13 protein-coding genes are annotated in these 11,090 nt (G+C 63.4%); 4 read left to right on the top strand and 9 right to left on the bottom strand.

The genetic code is table 11. The features are described 5' to 3' along the window. From MOV75_RS13750 to MOV75_RS13720, 7 genes are all read right to left on the bottom strand, one after another. A partial coding sequence (locus tag MOV75_RS13750) for an ATP-binding cassette domain-containing protein (protein WP_247005965.1) occupies positions 1-208 on the bottom strand: 208 nt, incomplete at its 3' end. After that, positions 201-932: an ABC transporter ATP-binding protein gene (locus tag MOV75_RS13745; RefSeq protein ID WP_246920812.1), complete on the bottom strand. Its 732-nt coding sequence runs from the start codon at positions 930-932 to the stop codon at positions 201-203. The genes MOV75_RS13745 and MOV75_RS13750, both read right to left, overlap by 8 nt. Continuing rightward, positions 922-2,028, bottom strand: coding sequence for a branched-chain amino acid ABC transporter permease (locus tag MOV75_RS13740; protein WP_247005963.1), 1,107 nt, complete (start codon positions 2,026-2,028; stop codon positions 922-924). The genes MOV75_RS13745 and MOV75_RS13740 overlap by 11 nt, the downstream gene beginning before the upstream one ends. 6 nt (positions 2,029-2,034) lie before the next feature. Beyond that, entirely contained in the window at positions 2,035-3,252 is a 1,218-nt protein-coding gene (locus MOV75_RS13735) for a substrate-binding protein (RefSeq protein ID WP_247005961.1), read from the bottom strand. Between the two features lie 4 nt (positions 3,253-3,256). Beyond that, on the bottom strand, positions 3,257-4,114 hold the full coding sequence (locus MOV75_RS13730) for a branched-chain amino acid ABC transporter permease (protein WP_246920819.1): 858 nt from the start codon (positions 4,112-4,114) through the stop codon (positions 3,257-3,259). 36 nt (positions 4,115-4,150) lie between these two features. Further along, the gene (locus MOV75_RS13725) at positions 4,151-5,665 is read right to left on the bottom strand and encodes an amidase (protein WP_247005959.1); all 1,515 of its coding nucleotides are present in this window, start codon (positions 5,663-5,665) and stop codon (positions 4,151-4,153) included. A gap of 179 nt (positions 5,666-5,844) precedes the next feature. Further along, entirely contained in the window at positions 5,845-7,029 is a 1,185-nt protein-coding gene (locus tag MOV75_RS13720; protein WP_246920823.1) for a substrate-binding domain-containing protein, read from the bottom strand. Positions 7,030-7,208: 179 nt separating this feature from the next. On the opposite strand from MOV75_RS13720, the gene MOV75_RS13715 reads away from it, so the two are divergent. Then, a complete protein-coding gene (locus tag MOV75_RS13715) occupies positions 7,209-7,652 on the top strand; it encodes a MarR family transcriptional regulator (RefSeq protein ID WP_212079529.1) in 444 nt (147 codons plus the stop codon). 29 nt (positions 7,653-7,681) lie between these two features. Here the strand turns inward: MOV75_RS13715 and MOV75_RS13710 are convergent, their stop codons facing one another. Continuing rightward, entirely contained in the window at positions 7,682-8,029 is a 348-nt protein-coding gene (locus tag MOV75_RS13710) for a hypothetical protein (RefSeq protein ID WP_246920824.1), read from the bottom strand. Positions 8,030-8,339: 310 nt separating this feature from the next. On the opposite strand from MOV75_RS13710, the gene MOV75_RS13705 reads away from it, so the two are divergent. Together MOV75_RS13705 and MOV75_RS13700 are read left to right on the top strand one after the other, a co-directional pair. After that, a complete protein-coding gene (locus tag MOV75_RS13705; protein WP_246920826.1) occupies positions 8,340-9,449 on the top strand; it encodes a tetratricopeptide repeat protein in 1,110 nt (369 codons plus the stop codon). A 76-nt stretch (positions 9,450-9,525) separates the two neighbouring features. After that, a complete protein-coding gene (locus tag MOV75_RS13700) occupies positions 9,526-10,119 on the top strand; it encodes a hypothetical protein (protein ID WP_247005957.1) in 594 nt (197 codons plus the stop codon). Positions 10,120-10,188: 69 nt separating this feature from the next. On the opposite strand, the gene MOV75_RS13695 is transcribed toward MOV75_RS13700, so the two are convergent. Further along, a complete protein-coding gene (locus MOV75_RS13695; protein ID WP_247005955.1) occupies positions 10,189-10,551 on the bottom strand; it encodes a hypothetical protein in 363 nt (120 codons plus the stop codon). Between the two features lie 175 nt (positions 10,552-10,726). Here MOV75_RS13695 and MOV75_RS13690 point away from each other — a divergent pair. Beyond that, the coding region (locus tag MOV75_RS13690; RefSeq protein ID WP_247005953.1) for a hypothetical protein at positions 10,727-11,090 on the top strand (364 nt) is incomplete at its 3' end.

Below are 11,090 nucleotides of genomic sequence, written 5' to 3'. Positions count from 1 at the left end.
GGCTGATGTCGCGGCCGTCGAAGGCGACCTCGCCCTTCCACGCCGGCAGCTCGCCGACGATGGTCTTCATCAGCGTGGTCTTGCCGGCGCCATTGCGCCCGAGCACGGCGACGCCGCCACGCCAGGGAATGCCGAGGGTGACGTCGAACAGGACCTGGCTTCTGCCATAGCCCGCGTCGAGATGCTTGATGTCCAAAAATTCAGGCACGGCGCAGATAGATCTCCTGGACGGATGGGTTGGCCTGGATCTCGGACACGGTGCCTGACGCCAGCACCTTGCCCTGGTCGAGCACGGTGAGGCGGTCGCAGATGTCGCGAATGAAATCGAGGTCGTGCTCGACGATGACCAGCGAGCAATGCTGCTTGATTGGCTGGAGCAACTCGCCGGTGACGCGGCGCTCCTCCAGACTCATGCCGCCGGTCGGCTCGTCCAGCAGAAGCAATTTCGGCTTGCCCGCGAGCGCCATTGCGATCTCCAGCCATTGCTGCTGGCCGTGCGACAGGGCGGCGGCCGCATCGAACGCGCGATCGGCCAGGCGAAATTGCCTCAGCATGGTCATGACCTGGTCGTGCAGCGCGGCCCGCGTGCGCGAGAACACGAGGTCGAACAGCGAAGACTGCGCCTGCAGCGCGAGCAGGATGTTGTCGTACAGCGTCAGCGACGGCAGCACGGACGTGATCTGGAATTTCAGGCTCATGCCGGCCCGCGCCCGCTCGGTCGGCGTGAACGCGGTGATGTCGGTGTTGACGAAGGAGACTTTTCCCTGCGTCGGCACTTCGGCGCCGGCGATGCACTTCATCAGCGTGCTCTTGCCGGAGCCGTTCGGGCCGATCAGGCCGTGGAACTCGTTTTCGCCGACCGTGAGTGCGGCGCCGTCGAGCGCGGTGAGCTTGCCGAAGATCTTCTTGATGCCGGCGGCTTCAAGGAGCATTGCGCTTCTCCTTGACGTTCCCCCTGGATTTGGCACCGAAGCTGCCGACCCTTTCACGCTCGCCGAGCACAAAGCTGATCAGGCCGAGCGGCCGGAACAGGATCACCAGCAGCAGCAACAGGCCCAGAATGATCGGCCAGATGTCGCGATAATTGTCCGACAGCCAGAAGCTGACGCCCTCGACGATGACGGCACCGATGACGGCGCCGATCAGCGTGCCGGAGCCGCCGAACAGCACGTAGAGCACCACCTGCGTCGAGACCACGACGCCGACCATGTTGGGCCAGACGAAACCTTCGTGAAAGGCGTAGAGGCTGCCGGCAAGCCCGGCGACGCCGCCGCCGATGGTGAAGATGATCGCCTTCAGGTGCTGCGCCTTGTAGCCGAAGAAGGCGATGCGCTGCTCGTTCTCGCGCAGGCCGGCGAGCGCGAGGCCGAATTGCGAGCGCACCAGGAAGCGGCAGAGCAGGTAGACCACGACGAGAATGCCGAGCACGAGATAATAGAACGCCGGCCCTTCGGTGAACTCGTAACCACTGAACGACATCGGCGCGATCGAGGGGATGCCGTTCTGGCCGCCGAGATAGTACCAGCCGCGCGCGAGACGATCGGCGGCGTAGGACCCCGTGAGCGTGCCCAGCGAGACGAAGATCACGCTGGAGGGATGCCGGCCCAGCAGCAGGAAGCCGCCGAGCAGCAGCGCGAAGGTGAGGCCGATGATGGTGCCCGCCGGCAGCACCAGGAAGATGTTGGTGATGTCGAGGTCGCGCGCGAGCAGCGCCACGCCGTAGCCCGCCGAGCCGAAGAACAGGGCCTGGCCAAAACTCATGATGCCGGCATAGCCCCAGACCAGATCGAACGACAGCGCGAACAGCGCCAGGATGATCACGCGCGTCGCGAACACCGTGAGATAGTCCTGCAGCACCAGGGGCGCGAGCAGCGCCGCGACAAGCACGACGCCCTCCACGATCGGCAGGACTTTACGTCCTGCCTTGACTTGTTCCCCGGCCTGTCCCGCTGCCACGCGTTCAGCCATCCCGTCGTCCGCTTCGTCGCCGGCGATGGCCTCTCTTACCACACTCATCGACTTCAGCATTCCGCCTCAGCATTCCTTGGGATCGACCAGACCCTCGCTGCGCGCGACGATCTCGTAGTTCCCGGCCTTGGCGACCGCGGTGTACATCTTCATCTTGCAGTGCCGCTTGCCCGGCACCATCTCGGCAGGTCCGCCGGGACCTTCGGCGATCTTGGCGTGGTCGAGGCTTGCTGCGACCGCCTCACGATCGATCTTGCCGGCTTCCTTCACCGCGGCTTCCCACAGCTTCAGGCCGCGATAAGTGCCGGTGGCGGCGCTGCCGGCGGCGAACAGGAAGTTGCCCGGGAAATCCTTCTCGTAGGCGGCCTGGATCTTGGCGTCGAACGGGTTCTCCTTGGTCAGTACCTTGAAATAATCGAGGCAGCTCGCGAGTCCCTCGATCTCCGCGGCCTGGTTAATATTGAGCTTGTTCTCGTCATAGTAGACGCAGGCGAGACGCCCGCCGTTCTTGAGGAAGCCGGCTTCATAGAGCTGCTTGAAGAACGGGCCGACGCCGGGCGGAATGACGGTGTTGAAGACGACGTCGACCTTGTTGGAGACGATGCGGTTGACGGTCGCGGAGAAGTCGACCTGGTCGAGCGGGTAATATTCCTCGAACACGACCTCGCCGCCGTTCGCCTCGATCACCTTGCGGGCGTAGACGTTGAGCGTGTGCGGCCAGACGTAATTGGCGCTCGGCAGCGCGAACTTCTTGCCGCCGTTCTTGATCAGCCATGGGATGAACTCGTCGCATTGCTGCGCCGGTGTCGGCCCGGTGCAGAACAGATAGGGCGTGCACTCCTTGCCCTCATAGAGCTGCGGATAGATGTACAGCGTCTTGCCGCGCGCCACGATCGGGTCCTTGATCGCGTTGCGCATCGATGATGTGATGCCGCCGAGCACCATGTCGACCTTGTCGCGCTGGATCAGCTTGCGCACGTTGCCGACGGCGACGGATTCGTTGGAGGCGGTGTCTTCGATGTAGAGCTCGAGCGGACGGCCGAGCAGACCGCCGGCGGCGTTGATCTCCTTGATCACCATCTTGGCGACGTTGGCGTCGGCGTTGCCGGCATAGGCGATCGGACCGGTGAGGTCGGTGGCGATGCCGACCTTGATCGGGGCCTCGGCCGCATTGGCCCAGGGCGCCGGGATCACCCAGCTTCCGACCCCGGTCGCGACCGCACCGGATGCAAACGCGAAATTGGACAGAAAACGGCGGCGAGAGAGCTGAGTGCGATCGAACATGTGACTAAACCCCTTTTCCAGCGATGAGGCCCTGCGGGCGGAATTTGATGAAGACAATGGCAAGGACGAAGACGAGCACGTCGGCGACGACGGGCGCCATCACCCAGGGCAGCGCAGCACTGAGCGTGCCGATGACGCCGGCGCCTGCGACCGGCCCGATGAAGGAGCCAACGCCGCCGACCATCACCGCGACAAAGCCCTGGATCAGGAAACGCAGGCCGAGATCGGCATAGAGGCTGAACACCGGCACGATCAGCGCACCCGCAAGGCCGGCGAGCGCGGAACCGAACGCGAAGGTGGCGCCGTACATCAGCGGCGTGGAAATACCTGAAGCGCGCGCCAGCGACGGATTTTCCAGCGTGGCGCGCATGCGCAAGCCGAAGCTGGTCCGCGACAGCAGCAGATAGCAGCCGCCCATCACCAATAGCGTGATCACGATGATGGTGAAGCGCCAGGCCGAGATGTGCATGGCGCCGATGTCGATCGAGCCGCCGATCGGCTCGGGCACCGTGAGATAGAAGCCGCCGATCAGGCCGCGCACGGATTCACGGATGATCAGACCCAGCGCATAGGTGCCGAGCATGGCGACGATCGGCGCGGCGTAGAATCTCCGGATGATCAGCGCCTCCAGCACGAAGCCGAGCGCGCCGACCACGAAAGGCGCTGCGACCATACCGGCCCAGATCGGCAGTCCCTTGGCATAGGCGAGATAGGTGACGTAGGCCCCGAGCAGGACGAACTCGCCTTGCGCGAAGTTGAAGATGCCCATCATGCTCGCGATGATCCCGAGCCCCAGCACGATCAGGACGATGATCGCGCCGAAGCTCAGGATCTCGAACGCTGCGACGAACGCGTTAGCCATGCGTTGCTGTTCCGTCCGCCCGTATCAATGCCTCTTTCACATCTTCTTCCAGTCACCGATCTGTTCGAAGGCATGGGCGGCGCGGTAGATGGTGGATTCCTCGAACATGCGGCCGACCAGCATCAGGCCGACGGGCAGACCGTCGACCATGCCGCAGGGCAACGACATCGCGGGATGATGGGTGATGTCGAACGGCGCGGTGTTGGAGATCATCTCGAGCGCGCGGGCGACGTAGTCCTCGCGGCTGGCATTGGGCTCCGGCAGCTTTGTCGATTTCATCGGCGTGGTCGGCATCAGCAGCAGATCGTAGTCGCTGAACGCCTTGTCGTAGGCTGCGGTCAGGCGCCGCGAGATGTTGAGCGCCTTGCCGTAGAAGCGCGGACCGAAATTGTTGTTGATGTAGGTGCCGAGCATCATGAACAATTTCGTGGTCTCGGACAGCGAGTCGGCTTGCCGGCGCCAGCCGCGATGGAAATCCATCAGCGAGGTCGAATAGAGATCGCCGCGGGACAGGCCGTAGCCATCGCCGAACATCATGGTCTGGGTCAGGCCTTCGGTGCCGATCGGGGTCCAGATCGCGCCGCCCAACAAATGCATCGGGATCGAGACGGTCTCGACACTGGCGCCAAGGTCCTTGAAGCGCTTGGCCGCTTCGCGCACGCTTTCGTTCACGGCAGCTTCTGCGGTCGGTTGCTCAAAACCTTCCTTGACGATGCCGATCTTCATGCCCTTGACGCCCTGGCCGAGCGCCTTGGTGTACTCCTCGACCTTGGGCGCCTTGATGCGGGGATCGTAGCCGTCGTCGCCGGCGAGCACTTCGAGCAGCAGCGCGTTGTCGGCGACTGTCGCAGTCATCGGGCCGGTATGGTCGACATAGATTTCGATCGGCATGATCCCGGTATAGGGCACGAGACCCCAGGTCGGCTTCATGCCGTAGATGCCGCAGAACGAGGACGGCATGCGGATCGAGCCGCCCTGATCGCCGCCGATCGCCATGTCGACCTCGCCGAGCGCGACCACGACGCCCGAGCCCGACGACGAGCCGCCGGCCGAATAACCCATCTTGTGCGGATTGTGCACCGGCCCGTAGGAGCCGGTGTGGCTGCCGCCGGACAGGCAGAAGTGCTCGCAATGCACCTTGCCTTTGATCTCGGCGCCGGCATCCAGCATGCGCGTGACGATGGTGGCGTCGAAATCGGGCACATAGCCTTCCAGCGTCGACGAGCCGTTGGTCATGGGCACGCCGGCCAGCATGATGTTGTCCTTCAGCGCGACGGTCTTGCCCTTGAGCTTGCCGCTGGCCGCGCCTTTCACGGTCGACTTGCGATACCAGGCGTTGCGCGGATTCTCCTCGGCCGACGGCCGATAGCCCGGCGTGCGCGGATATTTCACCTCGGGCACCTCGTCCGGCATCGCGGCAACGAGATTGTAGGCCTCGATCGAGCCCTGCATCAGGCCGCGGAACGAGGCGACATCGTCGTCGGTCAGCGAAAGGCCGCACTGCTCGGCGACGCTGCGAAGTTGGGCTGGCGTGGGAAGGACAACAGTCACGGCGCTCTCCTGAAGTTTCTTGAAACGATCCTCGAAACGATTCCCTGGAACGGTCCTCGAACGCGGCCGCCTTGGCGCGACGCACGCACCACCGGCCTTGCCCAAACATTCAAAACGGAAATATTTTCCTTTTCAAGTATTATTTTGCGATGGGGCGCGAGCGGATCGCCGCGCCGAGGTCAGAGCGGCTTGATCAGCTTGAAGTCGAGGCCATCGGCCGCGGCGAGATGCATCGGCATCCGCGCGCGCCCATCGCGGACTGTGACCGGACCGCGGGCGCCGCTGTAGACGATGTTGCGGCCGGCCACGAGCATCGGACCCATCGACAACGAGCCGGCCTTGTTCGCGACAGCCTCAAGGAAGCGCATGCCCTCGTAGCTCGACTGTCCGACCGACCCGATCGGCGGCGCATTCGGTCCGAACACCGCGTGATAACGGCTCTGGAAGTCGTCGTTGGCGCGCGCGCCGGTGCCGGTGAAATAGCCCGAGGCGCAGAACATGTTCTCGCTGTTGTCGGCGCCGATGCCGAGCAGCACGGTGTCGTCCATCGCGCCGGCAAGCCGCAGCGTGGTGGCGCCGAGGCCACACTCGCCGAAGGCGCGATTGAAGGTACTGCTGTCGGTTCCGATCAGTGAGATCAACACGACGTCGGGCTTCGCAGCGCGGATGCGCGCCAGATGCGGCTCGTGATTGTCCTCACCGAGGGGAACGAATTCCTCACCGACGACGTGGCCGCCGGTCTCCTTGATATAGTTCTTCACCGCGCGGTGCGATTGCCAGGGCCAGACGTAGTCGCTGCCGATCAGGTACCAGCGCTTGGCCTTCTTGACGTCGGCGAGCCAGTGGATCGAGGGGCGGCTCTGCCAGCGCGGCGTCTCGCCGATCGCCATCACGCCAGGCGTCCGCTCGCCGCCTTCGTAGACCGGCGTATAGATATAGGGGATACGATGACGCGTGGTGACATCTCGCAAGCCGACGCGGACCGCGCTGGTGTGCAGGCCGACGATCAGATCGACCTCGTCGAACGCAATCGCCTGCTCGGCGCGGTTCAGGACCTCATCGAGAGGCCCGCCGGCGTCGTAGACCGAAAGCTCGATCTCGCGGCCAAGGATACCACCGCGCTTGTTGATCTCGGCGACGGCGAGCTTCGCGCTATTGGTCGCGCAGGGTCCCCAGATCCCGGGCGAACCTGTGCAGCAGATGAAGCCGCCGACACGCAGCTTGTTGGCGCCCCGCCGCCTGAAGGACGCGTGATCGCTCGGCGACGACGCACCATCCGCCGCCGCGGAGGACAGATTCCTGAACAGCAAGGACGGCGGCAACGCCGGGCCGCCGTGAGCCGGGAAGTTCACCGTCGCGCGCACGCCAACTCCTGTCTGACACCAGACCTGAAAGCACATTGGGCAGGCGGCCGCGGCTTCCGCCCTTTTGTTGGGCAATGATCCTATTTTGAAAATATTGAATATTCAACAATTGAAGTGCATATAGATGCAGCATTGATTGCAAGACATTCACTCATTTGGGTCAAGACGAAGTCTTAGCCGTGGCAAAACCGTCGAAAGAAAACACCCCGATCACCGAACACCTCGCTTACCTGCTCGCGCAAGCCAACCGGGAAATCAACCGGCAGCTCGAGCTGCGGTTGAGCAAGGAGGGCGTGCCGGTCGAACAGTGGCGCATCCTGAAGGTGCTGTCGGATGGCAACGGCCATTCGATGGGCGAGCTTGCCGACGCCGTGCTGCTCAACCATCCGACGCTGACCAAGATGATCGACCGCATGGTCTCGGACACGCTGGTCTACCGCGTGCAGGATCCGGGCGACCGCCGCAAGGTCCTGATGTTCATCTCCGACCGCGGCAAGGTGCTGAGCCGGAAGCTCAACTCGCTGGCGGTGGACCAGGAGGAGCACATCCTGGAGAGCTACGGCGACAAGTCCACGAGCGAGCTGAAGAGGCTGCTGGAGAGCCTGATCGACAGCTCGAATTGAGAGGGGCGACTGGGCAGCTTGCTCCAGAACTAGTTCTTTTGCTTCCCAGCGTCCGGCGAGTTTGAATCGGCAGGGGGCAGGATCAGCGGCACTGAATCCGCCGTGTTGGAGCCGCAAGTGAATGGGCTGCTGCCATATTCTTGCACCACCGCATTCGACACTGCTTCGCACACGTATCGGTGCGGATGCCCGTTGCATCTTCTGACAAGAGCTGCGCCCAATGATGAGGTCGGCTTCATGCCGTTCTCGCTTGCGAGACGGTAGATGGCATCGAAGCATGCCTGATCGGCAAGCAGATCCGCACGATCGGATGCCGCAGCGGCAACAGGTGCAAGAACGATACTCAATATGAAGAGCATCCGCTTGAGTTTCGGCATCAACACGCCTCCAACGTGGCGCGCGCTGGCGGCACCGATGTAGCCATATTGCGAGCGGCCCCACGCGGGTCAAGCCGAAGTGCCGGCCGTGGCAAGACCGCCGAAGAAACTCCCGATCATCGAGGCATCTCGCCTACCTGGCGACACAATCCAGCCGCGAGACCGGCCAGCAGCGCGAATTGCGGTTGAGGCGATCGGCTCTTGCGTTTTGGCGCTTGCCGTCCATGTTGGAGCGACACAGCAACCAGGAGATCGCGGCATTGTCCATGTTGGCGAAGGCGCCTCATCGGGGCGGAGGTTGAGGCCGGCCATGACGTCTTTCTACGCCCCCCGTCATCTTGAACACATTGCCGGACTGGAAAAGCGCTTCGGGCCTGTCAGCGACGAGGTGGCAACGGCGCTGAGATCGCTGGTCCGGGTGATCTGCCAATATGAGGATCCCGTGGATGCGGCCCCCTTTCTCGAACGCTGCGTCTCGATCGTCGAAAGCCTGCATGGGCCAAGGTCCGTGCTACCCGACCTCGATAAGTGGATCGGTCACGCAGGTGGCGCCGACTTCGAGCATATCGAGCCGTTTCAGCTGCGGCGGCTGGCGATCAAGACCGAAATCTATGGCAAAGACAATCGAGAGGTTGCCGAGGAATGCGAGTCGCTCGGCATGGGTTACGCATCGAGCGGGGGATATGCGAAGGCCCGAGTGCTTCTGGAGCGAAGCATTTCCATCAAGGAAAAGATCCATGGCGCGCACAGCGCCGAGGTGGCAGCCGCGGTAGGCCTGCTCGCCGAGACGAGCGCGCGCCTGAAGAAGTGGGCTGATGCCAAAGCGGATCTCGAACGCAGCCTCAGCCTCAAACAGAAGATCTTCGGAAAGCGGAGTGAGGAGGTCGCGAGGTGCCTCCTTGCCACCGCGATTGTCCTCGCCAATGCGGGCACGCGGCAAAGATCTGGCAGCAGCCGGGAAAGCATCGATGAGGCCGTCGCCGCTTTCAAGCGTGGCCTCGGCATGCTGGAGAAGCGATTTGGACCTGATAGCCTGGAAGTGCAGGTCGCCCTCGAAGAGATGATACGCGCCTTTGTGGACTGCCGGCGATTCCGGGCGGCAGAGCCTCTGTTGCAACGTCTGCTTTCGGTATACGAGCGGACCTATGGCGAGGATGCGGCGGCCCTGCTCTGGATTCTCGCGGAGCTGGCCGTGGGATACGCGGATGCGGGATCGGATGCCACGGAGCCCGTGCTGGAGAGAGGCTTCGAACTGCTGCAGAATTTCCTCGACGCCAGGTCGCCGATCTTTCGCCACGAGATCATGGATTACGCCGGCAACAAGTCCGTACTCTATGGCGAAGGCGTGCTGGAAAAACTCGTTCAGGCGTCGGAGACGTTTCGCCGCAACCTGCGAAAAAGATGGAGCGCATCGCGCTAGATCTCACATGACGAGCTACATGGACCGAATTCGGAGATGCTATTGCTGCGGCAAGAGATCGGAGCATTGCGAGCTCATGGGCTCGAACTCTTGGGGCTCACCGGATCTCGATCAGCGCCCGCCGGGAATGTTCCGCGTCACCGTCGCGGACTGGCTGCAGGAATGTCCCTTTTGCGGCTACGTCGCGCCGAGCATCGACAAGGGCGACGCGAAGGCACGCAGCTTCGTCGATACGCCGGAATTCCAGGCCGCGTGCCTCGATCCTCTGGCCGACCCGGCCTCGCGCCGCTTCCTGGTTCGCGCGGCGCAGGACGCCTATTACGGCGACAGGAGATCCGCGTTCCTGAACACGCTCTGCGCCGCCTGGGTCGCGGATGACGACAAAGCTCAGTCGTCCGAAGCGCTCACGTTGCGGCTGCACGCGGCCGCGCATCTGGAAGGACGCCCGATCAAATCGATCGACACGCGCTTGCTGCTGCTCGACGTGCTTCGGCGAGCGCAACGCTGGGAAGCTGCCGAGGCATTGGCATCAGAACTGACCGCCGAGGATCTCGGATACCCTTTCGCGGACATCGTGGCCTTCCATCGCGGCAAGATCGAAGCGGGGGACAGCGGCCGCTTCACGATCGCACAGGCGCTCGAGCAAGCTGAAACGGAGGAGGATTTTTGAAATAGGCCCGCGCGGTGCAACGCCATTCCGGCTCGGCCGGCGCTTGCTCGGGCCGGACTTGACGGCGGCCTACCGGCTGCAAGCCTGGTTTCGAGCAGCCTCGGCCTTCCGCAAACGTCGCTGCTGAACCTCGACGAACTCCGGATCCAGCACGCACTGAACCTGATGCTGCTCGACGAAACCTAACAGCATCTGCTCGACCTTGACGAGCCCTCGCGCTGTCACGCAGCGGCTTGATGCATCGGCGCGGTTGAAGGCGTCCGTCGCCTGCTCGGCGCGGTCGTCCAGCCTGTGGTAGTCGTTCGGGCAGCCCGCATGGACGACGCCGCCACCAAGCAGCAAAGCCAGCATTGTGCCCAGGCTTGCCGGAAGGAATCGCGGCGTGAAATCTGTGAACCAGGATCGCTTTTGCGCCGGGGCGGCTTTCGTCATCAAATTTGCCTCCATATTCTCTGGAGCTTATTCTCTGGAGCTGCTGATTGTCCGGGGGCGGCGCATGGGGGCTCCTCTCGCAAGCTCATTCCGCTGCCGCGGTGCGGCATCCGTATAGGCCACTCGACCCATTTGATGCCGTCGTGGCAACCTGATTTCAAGGTTGGGGACCAATATGAGATTTCTGATCGCCGGTACATTGGTGCTGACGTCCATCCCGCCGGCCGGAGCCGCTCCACCATCGAGCTGTGCCGGCAAGTTCATCGGGGAGTGGCGGCATTCGGGCAGCGGCAACAGGGGCTCGATCATGGCCGACGGCCGGGCCCTGTGCAGCGAGCACCCTGCTTGCACGCAGGGCACCTGGACCTGCTCCGGCAACGTCCTGACCTACACCAATAGCCTGGGAACATGGGATTACACGCTTGCGCCGGACGGCAAGTCGATGTCGACCAATGGCGGCGCGGCGGTCGCGACCCGCATCGGGTCCGCGCCCGCAAGCGCTCGCTCGCGTGATCTCGGAACGGCGGCGAACGTCACCG

It is taken from the genome of Bradyrhizobium sp. PRIMUS42 (assembly GCF_023006515.1).
Classification (GTDB): Bacteria; Pseudomonadota; Alphaproteobacteria; order Rhizobiales; family Xanthobacteraceae; genus Bradyrhizobium.
This window is presented reverse-complemented; position numbering and strand designations above follow the sequence as displayed.

What these genes read in the sequence shown, in the direction of transcription:
- MOV75_RS13745 (WP_246920812.1), bottom strand. Translation starts at nt 932, where the DNA reads ATGCTCCTTGAAGCCGCCGGCATCAAGAAGATCTTCGGCAAGCTCACC.
- MOV75_RS13740 (WP_247005963.1), bottom strand. Translation starts at nt 2,028, where the DNA reads ATGCTGAAGTCGATGAGTGTGGTAAGAGAGGCCATCGCCGGCGACGAA.
- MOV75_RS13735 (WP_247005961.1), bottom strand. Translation starts at nt 3,252, where the DNA reads ATGTTCGATCGCACTCAGCTCTCTCGCCGCCGTTTTCTGTCCAATTTC.
- MOV75_RS13730 (WP_246920819.1), bottom strand. Translation starts at nt 4,114, where the DNA reads ATGGCTAACGCGTTCGTCGCAGCGTTCGAGATCCTGAGCTTCGGCGCG.
- MOV75_RS13710 (WP_246920824.1), bottom strand. Translation starts at nt 8,029, where the DNA reads ATGCCGAAACTCAAGCGGATGCTCTTCATATTGAGTATCGTTCTTGCA.
- MOV75_RS13705 (WP_246920826.1), top strand. Translation starts at nt 8,340, where the DNA reads ATGACGTCTTTCTACGCCCCCCGTCATCTTGAACACATTGCCGGACTG.
- MOV75_RS13700 (WP_247005957.1), top strand. Translation starts at nt 9,526, where the DNA reads ATGGGCTCGAACTCTTGGGGCTCACCGGATCTCGATCAGCGCCCGCCG.
- MOV75_RS13695 (WP_247005955.1), bottom strand. Translation starts at nt 10,551, where the DNA reads ATGACGAAAGCCGCCCCGGCGCAAAAGCGATCCTGGTTCACAGATTTC.